Consider the following 18,524-nt stretch of genomic DNA (forward strand, 5'->3'; position numbering starts at 1 on the left):
CCCGACAGCGGGCCCGGGAACGTGCGATCGGTGCCGCACGCAGCGGCACCGCCCCCGCGTGCGGAGCCCTCTCCGAAGGGAGCAGGCCGAGTAGGTGCGGTGGCTGGGCAGGAGCACGGGCGGCCGCATCGGCCTCGCCTGCACCGTGCTCGTCCACGGGGCGGTCGAAGGGGCGCCGGCCGGGGGCCGGTCGAGCGAGCCGACCGCGCTGCACCGATGCCTTTCGCCACCGCGCATGGTCGTCACCGGGGCCGAGGTCACGGACGACGCCGGAACCGGAAATTCCCTGGCCGCCCTGTCGTGGGTGCTCGACGTCGCGCGGGACAGGGAGCCCGGGCAGGCCGTCGCCCTCCGCATGACGGCCTCCTCGTGGACCGGTCAGGACCCGGAGGACTGGCTGGTCCAGCACCTGACGGCGGCGTTCGGCGTCGGCAGCGCGGCGGCGCGGCGGCGCGGCGGCGCGGCGGCGCGGCGGTTGATGGGGACGCGTCTCGTGGTTCCCGTCGTCGACGGCCTCGACGAGCTGGATCCGCCGGGTTCTCCTCTCCAGGCCGCCGGGTGGCCGTCGCGTCGGCCACGTGACGGCGGGCGTTCCCAAGCCGTCGACGTGGGCAGGGGTCGGAGTGATCCGAGCGATGCCGAGCGGAAGCGGCTTCGGCACTTGCTGCCGGCCGGCGACGGGCGTCGTGTCCGGCGGCGGGATCACCGGCGGGCGATCAACACGCCTTTCTGAGCCTGGGCTTGACCGGCACAGAGGGTGTGGGCGAAGCCCGCACGAATCGCTCCCGCGTCGATCATGTGCCCTTATGATCAACGACGTTCCCGGGGTGACCGGGCACCTGACGACTCGAAAGGCGATCCCGGATGAAGCGCAAGATCCTGGCGCTCGTGGCAACCCTCGGACTCTCCGTCGCAGGAGTGGCGGCCACCGCGACCCCGGCGCAGGCTTACGGAATGGGGCCGGGGGACTGCTTCTGGAACGGCGGCAGCACCCTCTGGTACAACGGCGGATTCCGGATGAACGGCGGCGACTGCTACGTGACGAGCAAGACCAAGCTCAGCATGCAGCGAGACGGCAACCTCGTGCTCTACTGCGTCGACTGGCAGGACGGAATTCCGGTCAGCAGCCGGCCCGTCTGGTCCACCGGCACGTGGAACTCCGGCGCCATAACCGCGAAGTTCCAGGACGACGGCAACTTCGTGCTCTACCGCAGCGACTACGCGACCGCTGTCTGGGCGTCACGCACCTGGGGCCACGCCAATTCCCTCCTGGCGATCCAGAACGACAGCAACATCGTCATCTACGACTTCAAGGGCTACCCGATCTGGCAGTCCAACACCTACAACGCCTGCTGAGTTCCGTCATCGGATGCCCCGCCCGCGTCAGGAGCGAGGCGGGGGGCAACCGCTGCGGGGTCGCCGACGACTTCCGGCCGGAGGCGGCCCCTCCCGAAGTCAGCCGTTCCGATCCTTGATCACCACAACCAGCATGGCGGCTCCGCCCACCCAGACGGCCCCTCCGACGGCGGTGCCGATCCAGCCGAATATCCGCCGGGCGAGCTCGTCCCCCCTCTTCTCCTCATCGGCATCGGACCGGACGGCGTCATCGCCGACTCCACGGAGGCAGACCTGGCCCTCTTCCGTTTCCCGGCTGCCGCACATGGCTCGCCCTTCCGAGGCGGCCGGGCCCCAACTGACGCTCAGCAGCCAGATTCCGGCGGCCGCTATCGCCAGGGCGATCGGAATCGCGCAGCCGAGTACGGGGTCGGCGACGCCGCTGTCTGGTGACGCCCCCGGATGCCGTCCGGGGCGGTCCGGACAACAGTCGAGTCGTATCGGACGCTCCGGCCACCGTCCCGGCGGGCAGTGGTGTAGGGCTTCGAGTGCCGGACCCTCGTTCACGGGGGGGGGCAGCCGCTGTGGGTCACAACAGGCGACGGCTGCCGGCGTCCCGGCCTGGATACTCCGCTGCGTCTGCCTACGGCTGCTGCCCGAGCCAGACGATGTCGAGGACGGTCAGCCGGCGCAGGGGGCGGTTGACCCAGTAGGCGAGGGACAACTGGCCGACGGACGCGTACCGTACGTCTTCGCCTTCGGGATCGTCGGCGTTCCACGGGCGAAAGCCCCACGGGTCGGCCGCAGCGGCGTCCAGGACGTCCCACACGGTGTCCTCGACGTGGTCGGGGAGGGTGTCGAGGATCTTGGCGGCCTGCGAGGAGATGCGGACCGCGTAGGGCGCGCCGGTCATCGGCGGCGCCTTCCCCTGAGCTCCGTCATGTCGATCGCGTCGCCGTCGTCGTATCCGGAGGCGATGAACGCGTCGACCGCCGACGCGTGGGCGAGGCGGCCCTGCCAGTCCCGGACGACCTCGTACAGTCCGGCGAGGGAGAACGTACGGCGGGACTCCTCCAGCGCAGCCGCCCATTCCCGTTCGAAGGCCGGTACCCATCGCTCCGCGCGGTCGCTGGAGCGGAGCCGGGCGAGGAGTTCGGCCGGCGCCCCGGGCGCGGGGGCGTGGAGAGGGGCGGGGGTGTGGTCGGGCTGCGCGCTCATCGGCACCTCCAGGAGGGACGTGGTGACGCCACCGTACGCGCAGACGAGGCCCCCGGTGAGCCGCCTTCCGGAGAACCGCCCCTCAGAGAAGGGGCGACGCCCTCCCCCTGCGCCCTACCGCGCCATGAGCGTCGCGTATGCCGCCCGACGCGGCGCGCCGCTCCACGAGCCCGGGAGGGAGAGGAACCCGAACGAGCCACCACTCGCCGTCTGAAGCCACGTCGTTCTCGCCCCTCTGTTCTTGCCCGTTTCCGCCTGCTCCCTTCTGTTCCCTTCCGTTCCGTGCTTCTACGGGATCAGGTCGGGCAGGCCGGCGGCGGTGAGGACGCCGGCGCGGTCGATGGCGACGCGGCCTTCCTTGAGGACGGCGTGCACGTGGGCGGGATCGGCGAGGGAGTCGATGTCGTCCAGGGGGTCCGTGCCGCAGACGACGAGGTCGGCGGCCTTGCCTGCGGTCAGGCTGCCGGTGGTGTCGCCCACGCCGCACAGGTCGGCGGCGTCGGAGGTGGCCGCCCGGACGGCCTGGAGCGGGGTCATGCCGCCGATGCGGACGAGGAGTCCCAGTTCCTTGAGGTTCTGGCCGTGGGAGGCGATCAGGCCCGCGTCGGTCCCCATGGCGATACGGATCCCGGCCTGCACGGAGCGGGCCACGGACTCCTGGGCGACCCGGTGCCAGTGCACGGCCTTGGCGCGCACGGCCGCGGGCACGGTGGACGGGTCGGGGTCGTGCATGGTCTCCAGGAGGGTGGGGACGAGGAACTGGCCGCGTTCGGCCATCTCCGCCCGCAGTTCGTCGGTGAGGGCGTAACCGTGCTCGATGCTGCGGACGCCGGCGCGGACGGCCGCGGCGATGCCGGGTTCCCCGATCGCGTGGACCGCGACGGGAAGGCCCCCGTACGCCTCGGCCTCCTCGACCGCCGCGCGGATCATCTCGGGCCGCAGTCCGAGCCATTCGGGCTGGTCGTGCGGGGAGGTGACCCCTCCGCTGGCGGCGAGTTTGACGCAGTCGGCGCCGGCGGCGACGAGTTCGCGCACGCGGGTGCGGAGGTCGTCGACGGTGTCCACGATGCCGGGAGGACTGCCGGGGAAGGCGACGGCGGAGGCGAGGGCGTCGATGCCGCTCGGGAGGCGGAAGTCGGCGTGGCCCGCGGTCTGGCTCAGCATGCTCACCGCGACGAGGAGCCGCGGCCCCGCGACGCGCCGTTCGGCCACGGCCCGCCGGAAGCCCGCGTCGAGTCCCATGAGGTCGCGTGCCGTGGTCACCCCGTTGTGCAAGGTGACGCGGAGCCGTTCGAGCACCTTCAGCGTCCGGTAGCTGACGGGTTCGCCCGCGCCCGCCAACGGGCTCTCCACCGGACCCGGCAGGGCGAAGTGCACGTGCGCGTCGATGAACCCCGGGCAGACGGTCCGCCCTCCGAGGTCCACTCGGGTCGCACGGCGCAGGTCGGGGTCGTCGGGGGCCTCGCCGGCGGGACCGCACCATCGGATGGTGGGCCCCTCGATCACCAGGACCCCGTCGGGGACCGGCGGGGCGCCGGTGCCGTCGACGATCCGGGCGTTGTGCAGCACGACGGGGAGGGGAGACACAGCGGTCCTTCAGGGTCCGAGGGGGGCGGGGGGTGGCAGGGGCTGGAGGACAAAAGGCGGGATCCAAAATCAGGGATCCAGAATCCAGGATTCTGGATCCGGGATCCGGGATCCGGGATCCGGGATCCGGGATCCGGGACGGCGGTGAGGCGATCGTGCCACGGCGGTCCCCCGCTCCTGGGGAACTCGCCGTCGTGCCGTCCGGCCGGGGGCGGGAAGCCCGCACAGCCACCCCTGCCACCCGGGCCCCACGGGAGGGACCTGTGGCCCTGCCCGTCGGGCCGGAGGCGGAGCGAGGGTGGAAGGACGTGTACGTGACCGGCCACCGGGAGGTCGACATGCCCCGCCCCGAAGAGGACGCCCCGCCCAGGATCGTCGTCGGCGTCGACGGTTCACCGCACGCGGACAAGGCACTGGCGTGGGCGGTGCGCCAAGCGCGTCTGACGGGCGCGCGGCTCGAGGTGGTGCTGGCCGTCGAAGTGCCGCGCACCCTGCACGAGGCGGTCCGCTTCGACCCCTTCGAGGGCGCCGCGAAGGTGCTGGACGCCGGCATCGACAGGGCGGTCGGCCCGGACGGCGGGGTGACGGTCGTCCCGAAGGTCCTGGCACGTGATCCGGCGAACGCGCTCCTGGACCTCTCAGAGGGAGCCGACCTGCTCGTGGTCGGCAGCCGGGGCCTCGGCACCTTCGAAGGCGCCCTCCTGGGTTCGGTGAGCCGGCGCTGCGCACAGCACGCCCCCTGCCCCGTCGTGGTGATCCGGAGTGACGAGCCCGAGCGCGAGAAGGGAACGGCGCCCGCCCGCGAGGGCTGACCGGGACCGACGCGCGGAAGGAGTGAGGAGTACGGGGCGGTCGACCGGTTCGGCAGGACGGCGTCCGTCACCGCCCAGACCCCGGGCGACGCCGACTCCCAGGACCGGGTCCGCGCCTTCCGACCTCACCGGGAAACACGGCGGCCCCTCCCGGAAGGCGTTCTCCGGGAGGGGCCGACGTCTTGCGCGGGCGGGTTCAGGCGCGGCGGCTTCGCCAGAGCCAGGTGGACGTGGCGGCCAGGAGGGCGAGCGTCGCGAGGTTGGCGACGAGGGCCGGCTCGTCGCCCGCCGGGGCGACGGTGGTCACCTCCCAGACGATGTTGGCGGTGGCCGGCAGGGCAATGGCGAGCAGCACGCCGACGACCTTCTGGACCGGGGTCCAGAAGACCGAGGTGCAGAGGAACACCGCGCCGATGATGCGGAGCGTCCCGACGCAGAGCTGGAGGGCGGGGGCGTCGGGGACGACGGTCGCGAGGAGGAACGGGAGCGTGATCAGGAGGAGCGGGACCGAGGGGTGCACCTTGGCCCGTCGGGCGGGGGCGGCGGCCCGGGGCCGGTCCCAGGCCGCGCCGGCGGTTCCGGTTCCCGCCTCGGCCAGGGCCGTCCCCGCGATGGTGCGGGGATCCCCCAGCCGCGCCAGGACCTCTCCGGGGCCGGCTTCGGGGTGCTCGGCCCGGGTCACCTCGATGTGCTCGGCGAGGTCGGCGAGGAGTTCCTGGCGGCGGTCGGCGGGGAGCGCGGACGCCTCGCGTTCGACGGCCGAGAGGTAGTCGCGTACGGGATCGGCGGGGGTCTTCATGCGGGGTCTCCGGTGGGGGCGGGCGCGGGCGCGAGGAAGGCGTCGACGGTGTTGCGGAAGGCGGGCCAGACGCGGGTGAACTCGTCGAGTGCCGCCCGGCCGCCTTCGGTGAGCGCGTAGTAGCGGCGGGGCGGCCCCGAGGAGGACTCCTGCCAGGTGGTGGTGACCAGGTCGTCGCGGCGGAGCCGGGAGAGCAGCGGGTAGACCGTGCCCTGGCTGGTGGCCAGAACGCCGGATTCCTCCAGGGCGTGGACGAGCTCCACCCCGTAGCGGGAGCGGTCCCGCATCAGGGCGAGCACGCAGTACTCCAGCACGCCCTTGCGCAGCTGTACGGCCGCCCGGGCGTGCTTGGCCGCCGCCTCACCAGGTGTCATGCGATACAAGGTACCTGGTGGTCCAAGGGTAAGGAACCATGGGCTCCGTTTTGGTGCGGGCGGAGGGCGGAACGGCGTCAGGGCGCGAGGCCGACGCGGGCGGCGACGGGAAGGTGGTCGCTCGTCGTCGCGGGGAGGGTCCAGGCCGAGGTGGCCTTCACGCCCTTCAGGAGGATCTGGTCGATCCGGACGACGGGGAAGCGCGACGGCCAGGTGAGGCCGAAGCCCTCGCCGGCCGTCTCCTGGGCCGATTCCATGTGACGGGTCAGCGGGCGCAGCGCGCGATCGTCGGCGGAGCCGTTCAGGTCGCCCGTCAGGACCACGCGCTGGACGCGTTCGGCCCGGAGGTACGCGGCCAGGCGGCCGAGGGCCTCGTCGCGCGCGCCGATGGTGAACCCGGAGGGGGTGACGCGTACGGAGGGGAGGTGGGCGACGTAGACGGCGAGCGGGCCTGCGGGGGTGTCCACCGTCGCCCGCAGGGCCCGGGTCCACGGCATGATCGGCAGGGGACGCGCGCCGCGCACGGGGTACCGGCTCCACAGGCCCACCGTGCCCTGGTAGAAGTGGTACGGATACGCGGCCGCGAGGGCCCGCTCGTACGCGGGCGCCGTGTCGGGGCTCAGCTCCTGGAGCGCCAGGACGTCCGCCCGGGAGGCGATGAGGCTCTGTGCGGTGCCGCGCGGGTCCGGGTTCTCCTGCCGGACGTTGTGGCTGACGACGGTGAGGTCCCCGCCGGGCGAGGACTTGTCCGCGAGCCGGCCGCCGAAGACCGCGAGCCAGACGGTGACCGGGAGCAGCAGAGCCGCCGTCGCCGTCCGCGACCGGCGCAGCAGCGCTGCCACGAGCAGCACGGGAAGGGCGAGCGCGGTCCAGGGCAGCAGGGTCTCGGCCAGGCTGCCCACGTGGCCCGGACCGTCGGGTATCCAGCGGTGGCCCGCGACGATCAGCGCGAGGAGGACGGCGCAGGCCGTGGTGATCGTGCCCTTGCGCCGCGATCGCTTTGTCTGCTGCGGCCGCTGTGGCACCTGCTCGGCCTCCTGGGCCTGCTGTGACCGGCGTGGCTGCCGCAGTCGCATCCCTCGGCCTTGCGGCGGGCTTCCGACCTCCGCCTCCGTCGTCACCCCCGTCCCCGTCGTCGCCCTCATCGCCGTCGTCGCCGTCGTGTCGTCCGACGCCTCGCCGTGCTCGCCGTCCCGGGCAGGGGCCCCGGACGCCATTCGTGGGGTCGTCATCGTGGTTCAGCTCCCCGTCCGTGCGGAGGACAGCCGGTCGCGGAGGTCGGTGACGAGCCGGCGGCTGCTCTCCAGGGCCTCGTGGATCCCCTCGCCGGGCGTGGTGCCCGCCCGCTGGTGCAGGACGGCGCCCAGGAGCAGACGGGTGGTGCCACCGGTACGGACCTCGCAGGCCCACAGGAGGTTGCCGCCCGCCGGGGTGCTGGAGCCGGTCTTGAGGCCGACGACTCCGGGGGTGTCCAGCAGGGAGTTGGTATTGGTGACCGGGCCGATGCCGGGCACGGTGACGCTCCGGCTGGCCACGATCTCGCGGAGGACGGGGTCCTTCATCGCCTCCCTGGCCAGTTTCAGCTGGTCCACGGCCGTGCTGGCGGTCGTGGTCTCGATCCCGCTGGCTCCCGTGTAGGTCGACCGGTCCATCCCCAGCCGGGCGGCCTCGCGCCGCATCTTCTCCACGAAGGCGTCCTGGCTGCCGGAGTCCCAGCGGGCCAGCAGACGGGCGGCGTTGTTCCCCGAGGGGATCAGCGTCAGTTCGAGGAGCTGGCGCTGGGAGTACGTCCGGCCGGCCTGGAGCGGGACGGTCGACTCGCCTCCGACCGCCACCTCGTGGGCGGCCTGCGGGTCCGCCTCGATCTGCGGGCCCGGCTCGCCCGGCCGCAGCGGATGTTCCCTGAGGATGACGTGGGCGGTCATCACCTTCGTCAGGCTCGCGATCGGAACCGGCCGCTGCTCGCCTCGTGCCTCCGGGGCTCCGGCGCCCACCAGCTCGACCGCGCTCTGCCCGTCCTCGGGCCACAGGATCGTGCTTCCGTCGAGGACCGGCCCCCGGTCGGAGCCCGGTGCCCGTGCGGCGGACGCGGACGAGGGGTCGGCCCCGCTCCCCGCCGTGGCGGCCGTGACGGCCGTGCCGCACAGGACGAGCAGGGCCAGCGCGCCGCCTGCGACGTGGTGACGACGAGCGGGGGAAAGGGGCATGGAGGCCACCTCCGGGGATTGCCGTGCGGGTCGGGGTACGCCTGCAAGGCTGCGGGGGCGGCTTGTCGGGCCGTCCGCCGCGACCGCTCCGCGGAGGCTCGGAAAGGCATCAGCCGTGTATCGGCCGGTGCCTAGGCCTGAACCGCCGCCACCGGATCGGGGCCCTCCGGCCCCTGGTGGTCCTCGGGAGCGTCCTGGGCCGTCTCGGGAAGACGTAGTACCGCCACCGCCCCTCCGTCCTCGGGATGGTTCGTGAAGTCCAGCTCCGCTCCGATCACCTGCGCCTGGCCCCGCGCGATCGTGAGGCCCAGGCCGTGCCCGCGGCCCCGTTCGGCGGCGCCCGTGCGGAAGCGGCGGGGGCCGTGGGCGAGGAGGTCCTCCGGGAAGCCGGGGCCGCGGTCCCGGACGGTGATCGTGGTGCCGGAGAGGGTGATCTCCACCGGGCCGGCGCCGTGGCGGTGGGCGTTGGCCACGAGGTTGGCGACGATGCGGTCCAGGCGCCGGGGATCGGTCCAGGCCGCCGGCGGCGTGCCCCGGGTGGTCACCCGGGCGGTGAAGCCGGTCCTGGCCACCGACTCCTCGACGAACTCGACGAGGTCCACAAGCCTCGGCAGCGGCTGCTCGGCGCCCCCGTCGAGGCGGGAGATCTCCAGGAGGTCCTCGACCAGGTCGCGCAGGACCTGGACACGGTCCCGCACCAGATCGGTGACCTCCCCCTCGGGGAGCAGACCGGCCGAGGTGAGCAGGCCCATCAGCGGGGTGCGCAGTTCGTGCGCGACGTCGGCGGTGAAGCGCTGCTCGTCCGCGATGCGCCGTTGCAGGCTGTCGGCCATCGAGTCGACGGTGGCGGCGATCTCGGTGATCTCGTCGCCGCCGCTCCCTCCCATGCCCGTACGTGCGTTCAGGTCGCCGGCCGTGATGCTGCGGGCCGTGCGGGCGACCCTGCGGAGCCGCCGGGCGGGGAGTGCGGTGGCCAGGGCCGTGACCGGGACGACGACGGCCAGGGTCAGCAGGGAGTACTTCCACAGGTGCCGGTCGAGCGCCTGGCGGGTGAGCAGGTCGGTGGTCATGTCGACCTCGACCGCGTACAGCTTCCCGCCTTCCTTCAGGGCCGCCCAGTAGACGGGGGCGGGGGGACCGTTCTCGTAGAGGGTGCCCTCGCCGTGCTGGTCGAGCTGCCGCAGCAGGGCGTCCGGGAGTTCGCCGGGGGTGGCGAGGGGCGGCTCCTGGCCCGTGGTGCGGGCGTCGTGCAGGGCACGGTCCAGGCTGCCGCGGGCCTTGGCCGCGCCGTCGTTCATCGACCGGTCGAGGGTCGAGTCGTGCACGAGCAGGCCGATGGTGAACGCCATCGAGGAACACGCCACGGCCACCAGGAAGACGGTCTTCCAGCGCATCGAGCGGGGATTCAGCAGCGAACGGGGGCTCGGCCACGAGCGGGGATTCAGCGGCGAGCGGAGGTTCTGCGGCGAGCGGGCGGCCGTCATGGTCCGTGACCCCCTTCAGCGCCGCAGCTTGTAGCCGAAGCCGCGGACCGTCTCGACGCGGTCGGCGCCGATCTTCTTCCGCAGCCTCTGCACACACAGGTCGACGACCCTCGTGTCGCCGTCCCAGCCGTAGTCCCAGACCTCGCGCAGCAGGGCCTGGCGGTCCAGCACGATCCCGGGATGGGCCGCGAACTCCAGCAGCAGCCGCAGTTCGGTCGGCGTCAGGGTGAGCTCGCGGCCGTTCCTGGTCACCTCCAGGGCCGCGGGGTCGATCGTCAGGTCCCCGAAGACCAGTCGGCCGTCCGCCTCGTCCCGCCCGGCCGCTCCGTCCCGGACCGGGGAGGCGAACGTGGCCCGGCGCAGCAGCGAGCGGATCCGGGCCACCAGGACCGCGGTGTCGACGGGCTTGACCACGTAATCGTCCGCTCCGGCCTCCAGGCCGGAAACCACGTCCAGGGCGTCGCCGCGCGCGGACATCATCAGGATCGGGTCCGTGCTCGACTCCCTGATGCGGCGGCACAGCCCGATGCCGTCCAGGCCGGGCAGCATCACGTCGAGCAGCAGGAGGTCGTGACGGCCCTCCCTGAAGAGTTCGAGCCCCGTCAGCCCGTCACCGGCGACGGTCACGCCGTAGCCGTAGCGTTCCAGGGCGATCGCGACGGATCTGCGGATCACCTCGTCGTCCTCGACGAGCAGGATCATCACGGGAGTGGCTTCAGACATGCGCATCCATCAGGCGGGCGGGGTGGTCGGCGGCCCCCATCATGCCTCCTCCCACGGTTCTCCACGCACCCCACGGCCCTGCGCCATCCGCCGAGCCGTCCGCCTGACCAGCGGTGATGCACGGTTGATACACGGCTGTGCGGTGCCGGAGGCACAGCCGAGCGTCCGCGGTGACACGTCCCGGCACGAGGGCTGACGTCCCCGGCCGGGTCGCGGACGGTGCGGCTACGCCGGCCGCGGGGCCCGGCGTTCCTCGCGGCGGCAGCGGCCGGGCGGGGTGCCGAACTCGTGCTTGAAGGCGTGGGCGAAGGCGTACTCGGAGGCGTAGCCGACGCGGGCGGCGACCGAGTGGAGCGGGGCGCCGGTGGTGCGCAATCGACGAGCGCGGCATCGCCGCCGTCGCCGCCCACGCCCCCTGGAGGACGGTCACGACAGCCGTGCCTACGACCTCGCCGGCCCCTCCCCCACCGGACCGAGCAGCTCCGCGTCCTCTCCGACGTCCTCGGCCGCCCGGCACGTTCTTCCTCGGGCTCCCGGAAGCGTGAGGGTCGGCGCGCGCCGTCCTCGTGGGGAACTCCATCGAGGGATCCTGAGGTGTCACCGAGAACGGGGAGGGCGGGCGCAGCGCTCCCGGGCCACCGCATAAGCATGACTAACGATTCCCCTCCGAAAGACTAAATGGAACTTTCCATTCCTGGCGGGGATGGTGGACCCATGCAGCCACGCCTCACTTCCTCCAGCTCCCTCGCCCTGACCGGCACCGTGATCCTGTGGGCCTCGGCTTTTCCCGCCATCCGGGTCGGGGTCGACGGTCTGGGGGTCCAGGCCCTGTCGTTCTCCCGCATCGCGATCGCGGCCGTCGCCCTGCTCCTGGTGGCACCGTTCGCGAAGGTCCGCATGCCCCGGCGGGGCGATCTTCCCCTGATCGCCCTGTGCGGGGCGACGGGCATCACCGCCTACCAGCTCCTGCTGAACTGGGGCGAGGTCGAGGTGGCGGCCGGTACGGCCAGCCTGTTGATCGCGATCGTCCCCGCCTTCAGCGTGCTGCTGGGAAGCCTGGTCCTCAAGGAGCGGCTGAGCCGCGGCATCGTCCTCGGCAGTGTCGTCGCGCTCGCCGGCGCGGCCGTCGTCAGCATGGCCGAGGGCGTCGGCGGGTTCACCCCCTCCGCGCTCGTCGTCCTGGCCGCCGCCGTGGCCCAAGGGGTGTACCACGTCGCCACCAAGCCCCTCCTCCGTCGCTACACCGGCCTGGAGGTCGCCACCTACGCGATGGTCGCCGGCACGGTCCTCGCTCTGCCGCTGGCCCCCGCCGCCTGGCACGCCGCCCTGCGGGCGCCGGCCGACGCCTTGCTCTCCGCGGTCTACCTGGGTCTGCTTCCCTCCGCGCTCGGCTTCGTCATCTGGGCGTACGCCGTGGCCCGACTGCCACTCGCCGCTTCCACCGCCGCCCTGTACCTGGTCGCGCCGGTGACCCTGCTGATCTCCTTCCTCTGGCTGGGCGAGGTGCCCCACCTGATCGAACTGGCGGGCGGAGCGGTCAGCGTCGCGGGAGTGATCATGATCAACCGGCGGGCCCCCGGCCGCCCGACGGCCGACCGGCCCGAGACCGCGCAGGGCGAGAACGCCCGCCCCGGCCCGCACCGCATCGCGGAACCCGTCTCCGGCTCCGGCTACGCCCCTGCCCCTGCCCCTGCCCCGATCAAGGAGTAGACCGTGCTCGACGTACGACGCCTGCGCATCCTGCAGCACCTCGCCGCGTACGGGACCGTCGCGGCCACCGCGGAGGCCCTCCACCTGACGCCGCCGGCGGTCTCCCAGCACCTTGCCGCACTGCAGAAAGAGGCCGGCACACCGGTGGTGGAGAAGCACGGACGCACCCTGCGGCTGACCGCGGCCGGGGAACTGCTCGTGGCTCACGCCGAGATCATCCTCGCGGAACTCGCGGCAGCCGAGTCCGGTCTGGCGGCCCTGCAGAGCGGTCGGCGCGGCATCGTGCGGATCACCGCCTTCGCCTCCGCCGCCCGCACCCTGGTCGCTCCCCTGTGGCAACGGCTGACCGGCACCGATCCCGCCCCGGAGCTGTCGCTGCGGCTGTCCGTACAGGAACCCGACCAAGCCCTCGACGAACTGCACAAGCGTTCCACCGACCTCGCCCTGGTCCACAGCTACACCGTGCTGCCACGCAGCTTCCCCGCCGCCTACGAGCAGACCCTCCTCATGGAGGAACCGGTACTGCTCGCCCTGCATCCGCGCCAGGCCGGCGAGCTGGGCCTACAGCCCGGCCGACCGGTGGACCTGTCCCGCACGGCGGACATGCCCTGGCTCACGCCGGGACCGGAGACCTCCTGTTACGAAATGATCCAACGCGCCTGCGGTGCGGCCGGCTTCGTCCCGGACATCAGGGCCCGCAGCAGCGACTTCGCCGTGCTGGCGGCCCTGGTCGCCGCAGGAGCGGGCATCGCCCTCATCCCCCGCATGGCGCTGCCCGACACCGCCGACGGCCTCTGTCTGCACCCCCTGCTCCACCCCGTCTCCCGGTCCGTCTTCACCGTCAGCCGCGCAGGGACCAGCAAGCGTCCCGACCTGCGACACGTACTGCGGCTCCTCCAGGACACGGCGGCAGCCACCGACACCGAACGCCTGGCCTGACCGGGACACCGGACGCACTCCGCTCCACCCCCCGGCGCGCGCCCTCACGTCACCGCACGACACGACTCCCCTCGCGTCACGTGCCGTCGTCCGTGTCGCCCACCGCCCACACCCGGGCCTCGTGGAAGTGGTCCCAGTCCATGACCAGACGGAAGCGCTGGTGCGCCTCCAGGCTTGCCGACTCGGCCGGTTCCTCACCCCGGTACACCCGGGCGTCGTCGGACTTCACGAGTTCCAGGAGGGCGTGACGGACGTCGCCGACCTTCTGGCCGGTGGCGGCCGCCAGCCTGTCCAGGGAGGTGAGGATCTCCTTCGGTGCACCCAAACGGTCGATCAAGTGGCCGGTGAGGTTGTTGACGAGCGGGTGGACGTGCAGCGCCCAGCGGGTCCGGGCGATCAGTTCGGTGGCCTCGGCGTCCAGGGGCAGCAGTTCTTCGGGCAGGGGCAGCGTGTCGGGCATCGACCACCGCGTGCCCTCCGGCCCCTCCTCGCGGCCGGCCAGACCCCACGCCAGATAGAGCTCGGAGAGGTCGCGCACCGTCCGGGGGACGGGGAAGCCCGCGGCCGTCAGCATGGCGCCGAACTTCTCCCAGTGCCTCGCCTCGTACGCCTCCCGGCCCTCCGGCTCCTCCTCGTGGTCCCACTCCTCGTCGGACCACCGGAACGACAGCGCGCCTTCGAGGTCGCCGCCGATCATGGCCCAGTGGCCGTCGAAGACCTCCCGCAGCACGTCGTCCAGGGAGCCGGTGCACCCCGGCTGGCTCGCGGTCCCGATCAGCATGGTCAGCGGCAGCCCCTGGCGGGGCAGGACGTGCTCCCACCCCGTCGCCCACCAGTCGTTGCGCATCATGATGTTCCGGCGCTGGCCGGGCACAGAAGGGTTCTCAGACATCCGCAGCTCTTCCTCACAAACGGCCGGACGCCCGCAGCGTACGCACGGCGGAACGGCACGTTTCACGGCCGTTCCCACCGGACTTGACAACAGCGGAGGCCATGCGGGAACAGACCCCGCCGAGGACAGGAAGAAGCGCGGGCTACCCTCGCGCCATGGCGATCATCTACGAGTGGCGGGCCGACTTCGACAACGCCTCGCTCAACGCGCTGCACGCGGAGGGGTTCGACGGCCCGCCTTCGGAGACCGACTGGCTCAGCCGCGTGCGCCGGCACAGCCTCGGCTGGGTCTGCGCCCGCGAGGACGGAAACCTCACCGGCTTCGTCAACGTCGCCTGGGACGGCGGCGTCCACGCGTTCCTCCTCGACACCGTGGTCACGGCAGCCGGCCGCCGGTCCGGCATCGGAGCCGAACTCGTCGCCGAGGCCGCCCGGCAGGCCCGCACGGCCGGATGCACCTGGCTGCACGTCGACTTCGAGGACCACCTGCGACCGTTCTACTTCGACGCCTGCGGTTTCACGCCGACGACGGCGGGACTCATCGCGCTCTGAGCCCCGGGGGATGCCGCGGCGGGTGCACGCGACACCGGCCCGCAGCCGGGCCAACGGGCCCGGCGCGCGGTTCGTGGTCTGGAGCCAGGGGTGCTCTCTGGCGTGGGCGGGGCGATTCGGCCACGGACGCATACACAGGCGGTTGCGGGAGAAATCCCGTACCGCACGCAGTCGCCTCGGCGTCCCTCACCCGCGAGGTCCTCTCGGGCGCGCACGCACTGGGCGAGGTGACGCCGGCCGACAGCGATCCGCTCGAACGGGCCGAGGCCGCGGCGAACTTCTGCCGCCGGACCCGGGAAAGGGAGCGGCCACGGGACCGTCGTGCTCACCGGCTTCAGAGTGCGCGAGACCGAGGCGGATGCCAGGCGGCGGTACGCGGTCGGGCCGGCCGACCTCCCCCTCCCCCGTCCGCGAACCCGTACGCGGTCGCCCTCCGCCACGCCCTTCCACCCTGGGGACACCCCGTCCGTGTCAGGGCAGCAGGCCCTACGCCTTCCTGGGCACCACCTTGATGTTGAAGGTGTGGGCGCCCAGGCCGCCGGCGATGCCCATGAAGAGGAAGGCGAAGTGCTCCTGTCCGCGGGCGGTGACGATGCCTCCGATGTCCAGCTGGGACGAGGCCGGCCAGCCGAGGTCGGCGAGCAACCGCCCGGTGGTCCGCTTGGCCTCGGCGTCGTCGCCGGAGAGGAAGACGGTGCTCGGCCCGTCGAGCGCGCCCGGATCCACCATCGCGGTGGAGTCCATGGTGCACAGCGTCTTGACGACGGGGGTCCGGGGGAAAGCCGCCTGGATCTGTTCACCCAGGCTGTCGTTGGGGTGGGAGAGCCGGGTGTAGTCGTCGGAGAGACCGACCCCGACGTCGACGAGGAGCCTGTCGGCCAGAGCCTCCTCCCCGATCGAACGCAACAGCTCCACGGAGACGTTGCCGGGGGTCGCGTTGACGAGCACTTCCGCCTCCGCAGCCGTCTCCCCCAGCCCCGCCACAGGAAGGCCGAGACCCTCCCGCTCCCCGGGGCGGCGCGACCCGAGAACGACGTCGTGCCCCGCCCCCTTCCAGCCGAAAGCCAGTGCGCGAGCGACATTTCCAGTACCAAGCAGTCCGATACGCATGCGGCGAAGCTATCCCCGCCCGCGCCCCGCCGAATCGGACCACGGCCCCGTCCGCCCCGGCACCAAAGACGTAGTCCCGGGGTCGGGCCGGGCCGAGATCAGAGCACGGGCGCCGGGGCAAGGCTCTTCGTGCAGCTCCCTCGTGCGGGGTGAGGAAGAACGGCCGGGCGATGTCCGGCCGCTGCCGGGGGGTGTGAGGACGTGTCGAAGGAGAGCCGGCCCACGAGCAGGACGTACACGGAAAGGTCTGGCGCCCGTCCGAGGGAGCGCGGCGGCTCCGGTGGTACGTCCTCGTCGGCGGGGTTCCGGGGGCGGTTTTCGTGGAGAGCCGCCTCAGTGGTGTTTCGGCCATCTGTGCCATGAGCCGTTTCCCCGTCCCCGGCGGATCGATGCACACCACACGAACGAGTTTTCGCATGGTTCCGGGGTTCGAACAGCGTCCGAATCCGGTGTGCTCGCTCCGGCGTCCGGTCTCGTTGAGCATTGCGACAGCCTGACTCGATCCACCGGGAGCCTGCGATGCCTCCTCTTCCCCTTCTCCAGCGTCTCGCGCAGGTCCACCGGCCTCGGCGCGGGGCCGGGAGCGGCGGCGAACGCGGCCTCGGAGTCGGAGCGGCTGCTGTTCGGGGGAAAGCTCACCTACGACCAGGGCTTCGCCGTCCACTCCGACGCCTGGGTGGCGCTGGGGACATGGGAGATGGGCCGGATGCTTCCCCGGCAGGTCCGGCTCGCCGTCCGGCTCACCCGCGAAGCCGACCGCCGGGCGTTCGGCACGGTCTCGCTGAGCGAGATCGTGCAGGGGGTGACGCGGGCCGTCTCCCTGATCACGGTCAACTTCCTGCTCGTGGGGGGCCTCGGTCCCGGGAACGTTTCCAGGAGGGTGCGCGCGGCGCTGCCGATGACCGAGGCTGTCGCCGTCCTGTCGGGGGATCGGCGCGGACTGCCGGTCGGCTTCGGCCGTGACCGCTCGCATCCTGGATACGAGTTGCAGGCCCGACAGTTCCCCATCCCTTCGGTTCCGGTCCAACCCGCCCCGCGGACTCGGCGCTCCCGCCGACGACCGGCGACCGACGCCCCACGGGGAGGCACGCCGGCCGTGACCGCTGTGTCCAGTGACCTGTCCCTCCTCTTCGCCTCCTTCTTCTTCGCCTCCCTGTCTCCGTCTTCCGCCTTCCCCTTTTCCGTCCCCCGTTTTCCGCCTCTCCGCTTCCTCACCTGCGAGGTCTCACATGCCGCCCGCACTCACCCGCCTTCGTCCCCTGCTCGCCGCGTACCTGGACCGGAATCCCGGCGAGCGCAGCGCGCTGGCCGGGCTGTCGGCCGCTCTGGAAGCCGAAGGCGATCCGACCGGCACCACCGCTCTTCCCTCGCACATCACGTGCAGCGCGGTGGTGATCGACCGGCATCAGCGCGTCCTCCACCTCCGCCCCGAGGAGAGCGGGGGGCTGTTGCTCCGCCCGGGCGGGCCCGTCGAAGCCGCCGACGACACGCCGCTGGCCACGGCCCTGCGGAAGGTCGAGGAGGAGACGGGGATCGCAGCCTCCTTCCTCGTCCGGACTCCCGAGTTCCGGGACGGGCCGATCGACGTCGGCGTCCACGACGTCGTCCCCCAACCGGTGGAGGGCGGGACGGCAGAGACCGAACCGGTGGAGAACCGGCCGGGCCACCGGCACTACGACTTCCGCTTCGTCCTCCGCCTCGCCGACGACGCGCCCCACCTCGCTCCGCGAGCCGAGGGCGTGGCGGACACGGCCTGGTTGCCGTTCGAGGAGGTGCCTTGCCCGACGCTGAGCGCGAAGCTCACCGCCTCCGCCGCGGGCGGCGCGATCGTGCCGGTGAACGCCTCCGCGATCGTCCACGACGGCCGCGGCCGGTACCTGCTGCACCTGCGCGACGCCAACAAGCCGTGGATCTGGGAGCCGGGATGCTGGTCGCTGCTCGGCGGCGGCCGGGAGCCACAGGACCGTACCCTGCGCGACACGATCGTCCGCGAACTGTCGGAGGAGGCCGGCCTCACCGTCGCCGGTCTCGAACCGTACGCGGTCGAGAACGTCACCGGCACCGACGGCACCCGGGTGCCGATCCAGCTGTTCACCGGCCTGTGGAGCGGCGACCCGAACCGGCTGCGCCTGACCGAGGGCGTGATGCTCGCCTGGGTGACGCCCGAGAAGTTCCCGCACATGACGATGCTGGGGACCACCCGGGCCCTGCTGGAGCGGCACGCCGCAGAGCACCCCGCGTCCGGGGAGGAGCCGTCGGCCGACGGACCGGGCCCGGCGGCGGAGCCGTCGGGGAGGCTGCTGCACGTCGTGGGCGTCCACCTCTATCTGGAACGCGACGACCGGGTCCTGCTGGGGCTCCGGCATCCGGATTCGGCGTACGCGGGCAGGACGTGGCACGTGCTGGCGGGGCACTGCGAGGCGGAGACCGCGACCGAGTGCCTGGTGAGGGAGGCGTACGAGGAAGCGGGGCTGGTGATCGACCCGGCCGACGTCGAACTCGTCCACACCGTGCACCTGCGGGAGCGGCCCGCACCGTCCCCGCCCCGCCTCCAGCTCTTCTTCCGGGCCAGGCGGTGGGAGGGCACCCCCGAACTGCGGGAGCCGGACAAGTGCCTCGCCTGGCAGTGGTGGAACGCCGAGGACCTGCCGGAGCCGATCGTCCCGTACGCCCGCGCCGCGATCGAGGGCATCCGGGCGGGACGCACGTACACCGAGGGGGAGTGGGTGCGGTGAGCTCGTCCGGAAGGCGGCGGATGCGGCGGGTACTGACGTCCGCCCCGG

At 72.7% G+C, this 18,524-nt stretch carries 20 protein-coding genes and 1 pseudogene; 7 read left to right on the plus strand and 14 right to left on the minus strand.

Going from position 1 to position 18,524, the window contains the following annotated elements:
- The first annotated feature begins 94 nt into the window (after nt 1-94).
- Nucleotides 95-733 (plus strand): hypothetical protein, encoded by a 639-nt coding sequence (locus IE326_RS20365; protein ID WP_190042520.1) that lies wholly within the window; start codon nt 95-97, stop codon nt 731-733.
- Nucleotides 734-888: 155 nt separating this feature from the next.
- Entirely contained in the window at nt 889-1,356 is a 468-nt protein-coding gene (locus tag IE326_RS20370) for a hypothetical protein (protein ID WP_170313746.1), read from the plus strand.
- 99 nt (nt 1,357-1,455) lie between these two features.
- Here the strand turns inward: IE326_RS20370 and IE326_RS20375 are convergent, their stop codons facing one another.
- The 4 genes from IE326_RS20375 to IE326_RS20390 form a co-directional block, all read right to left on the minus strand.
- Nucleotides 1,456-1,662, minus strand: coding sequence for a hypothetical protein (locus IE326_RS20375; RefSeq protein WP_190042521.1), 207 nt, complete (start codon nt 1,660-1,662; stop codon nt 1,456-1,458).
- A gap of 316 nt (nt 1,663-1,978) precedes the next feature.
- Complete coding sequence (locus IE326_RS20380) at nt 1,979-2,248, minus strand: NUDIX hydrolase (RefSeq protein WP_190042522.1); 270 nt, start codon at nt 2,246-2,248, stop codon at nt 1,979-1,981.
- Nucleotides 2,245-2,553, minus strand: coding sequence for a DUF6247 family protein (locus IE326_RS20385; protein WP_190042523.1), 309 nt, complete (start codon nt 2,551-2,553; stop codon nt 2,245-2,247). Before IE326_RS20385 ends, IE326_RS20380 begins: the two co-directional genes overlap by 4 nt.
- A gap of 288 nt (nt 2,554-2,841) precedes the next feature.
- Entirely contained in the window at nt 2,842-4,140 is a 1,299-nt protein-coding gene (locus tag IE326_RS20390) for a metal-dependent hydrolase family protein (RefSeq protein ID WP_211821649.1), read from the minus strand.
- Nucleotides 4,141-4,403: 263 nt separating this feature from the next.
- Between IE326_RS20390 and IE326_RS20395 the strand changes: the two genes are divergently transcribed.
- Nucleotides 4,404-4,952 carry a universal stress protein gene (locus IE326_RS20395; protein WP_308440329.1) on the plus strand — a complete coding sequence of 183 codons (549 nt, stop codon included), beginning with the start codon at nt 4,404-4,406 and terminating at the stop codon, nt 4,950-4,952.
- Nucleotides 4,953-5,148: 196 nt separating this feature from the next.
- Here IE326_RS20395 and IE326_RS20400 read toward each other — a convergent pair whose 3' ends face one another.
- The 7 genes and pseudogenes from IE326_RS20400 to IE326_RS20430 form a co-directional block, all read right to left on the minus strand.
- The gene (locus tag IE326_RS20400; RefSeq protein ID WP_190042524.1) at nt 5,149-5,751 is read right to left on the minus strand and encodes an HAAS signaling domain-containing protein; all 603 of its coding nucleotides are present in this window, start codon (nt 5,749-5,751) and stop codon (nt 5,149-5,151) included.
- Entirely contained in the window at nt 5,748-6,125 is a 378-nt protein-coding gene (locus IE326_RS20405) for a PadR family transcriptional regulator (RefSeq protein WP_190042525.1), read from the minus strand. The genes IE326_RS20400 and IE326_RS20405 overlap by 4 nt, the downstream gene beginning before the upstream one ends.
- 77 nt (nt 6,126-6,202) lie before the next feature.
- Nucleotides 6,203-7,201, minus strand: coding sequence for an endonuclease/exonuclease/phosphatase family protein (locus IE326_RS20410; protein ID WP_190043434.1), 999 nt, complete (start codon nt 7,199-7,201; stop codon nt 6,203-6,205).
- A gap of 162 nt (nt 7,202-7,363) precedes the next feature.
- Nucleotides 7,364-8,332 (minus strand): D-alanyl-D-alanine carboxypeptidase family protein, encoded by a 969-nt coding sequence (locus IE326_RS20415; protein ID WP_190042526.1) that lies wholly within the window; start codon nt 8,330-8,332, stop codon nt 7,364-7,366.
- Between the two features lie 131 nt (nt 8,333-8,463).
- The gene (locus tag IE326_RS20420) at nt 8,464-9,726 is read right to left on the minus strand and encodes a sensor histidine kinase (RefSeq protein ID WP_373310279.1); all 1,263 of its coding nucleotides are present in this window, start codon (nt 9,724-9,726) and stop codon (nt 8,464-8,466) included.
- Between the two features lie 105 nt (nt 9,727-9,831).
- Entirely contained in the window at nt 9,832-10,539 is a 708-nt protein-coding gene (gene cseB, locus IE326_RS20425; RefSeq protein ID WP_150226246.1) for a two-component system response regulator CseB, read from the minus strand.
- A gap of 225 nt (nt 10,540-10,764) precedes the next feature.
- Nucleotides 10,765-10,932: pseudogene (locus IE326_RS20430) on the minus strand (helix-turn-helix domain-containing protein); the annotation flags it as partial.
- Between the two features lie 321 nt (nt 10,933-11,253).
- Between IE326_RS20430 and IE326_RS20435 the strand changes: the two are divergent.
- A complete protein-coding gene (locus tag IE326_RS20435; protein ID WP_190042529.1) occupies nt 11,254-12,249 on the plus strand; it encodes a DMT family transporter in 996 nt (331 codons plus the stop codon).
- 3 nt (nt 12,250-12,252) lie between these two features.
- Entirely contained in the window at nt 12,253-13,188 is a 936-nt protein-coding gene (locus IE326_RS20440; protein WP_190042530.1) for a LysR family transcriptional regulator, read from the plus strand.
- 76 nt (nt 13,189-13,264) lie between these two features.
- On the opposite strand, the gene IE326_RS20445 is transcribed toward IE326_RS20440, so the two are convergent.
- Complete coding sequence (locus IE326_RS20445; protein ID WP_190042531.1) at nt 13,265-14,080, minus strand: DUF6042 family protein; 816 nt, start codon at nt 14,078-14,080, stop codon at nt 13,265-13,267.
- 155 nt (nt 14,081-14,235) lie between these two features.
- Here IE326_RS20445 and IE326_RS20450 point away from each other — a divergent pair, with 155 nt between their 5' ends.
- Nucleotides 14,236-14,631 carry a GNAT family N-acetyltransferase gene (locus IE326_RS20450; RefSeq protein WP_190042532.1) on the plus strand — a complete coding sequence of 132 codons (396 nt, stop codon included), beginning with the start codon at nt 14,236-14,238 and terminating at the stop codon, nt 14,629-14,631.
- Between the two features lie 486 nt (nt 14,632-15,117).
- Here IE326_RS20450 and IE326_RS20455 read toward each other — a convergent pair whose 3' ends face one another.
- Both IE326_RS20455 and IE326_RS20460 read right to left on the minus strand, forming a co-directional pair.
- A complete protein-coding gene (locus IE326_RS20455) occupies nt 15,118-15,741 on the minus strand; it encodes an NADPH-dependent F420 reductase (protein WP_190042533.1) in 624 nt (207 codons plus the stop codon).
- 639 nt (nt 15,742-16,380) lie between these two features.
- Nucleotides 16,381-16,569, minus strand: a complete 189-nt coding sequence (locus IE326_RS20460) for a hypothetical protein (RefSeq protein ID WP_190042534.1) — start codon at nt 16,567-16,569, stop codon at nt 16,381-16,383.
- Nucleotides 16,570-16,970: 401 nt separating this feature from the next.
- Here IE326_RS20460 and IE326_RS20465 point away from each other — a divergent pair, with 401 nt between their 5' ends.
- Nucleotides 16,971-18,476, plus strand: coding sequence for an NUDIX hydrolase (locus tag IE326_RS20465; protein ID WP_190042535.1), 1,506 nt, complete (start codon nt 16,971-16,973; stop codon nt 18,474-18,476).
- Nucleotides 18,477-18,524: the final 48 nt, after the last annotated feature.

The sequence above is a fragment of the Streptomyces filamentosus genome (genome assembly GCF_014654895.1).
GTDB lineage: Bacteria > Actinomycetota > Actinomycetes > Streptomycetales > Streptomycetaceae > Streptomyces > Streptomyces filamentosus.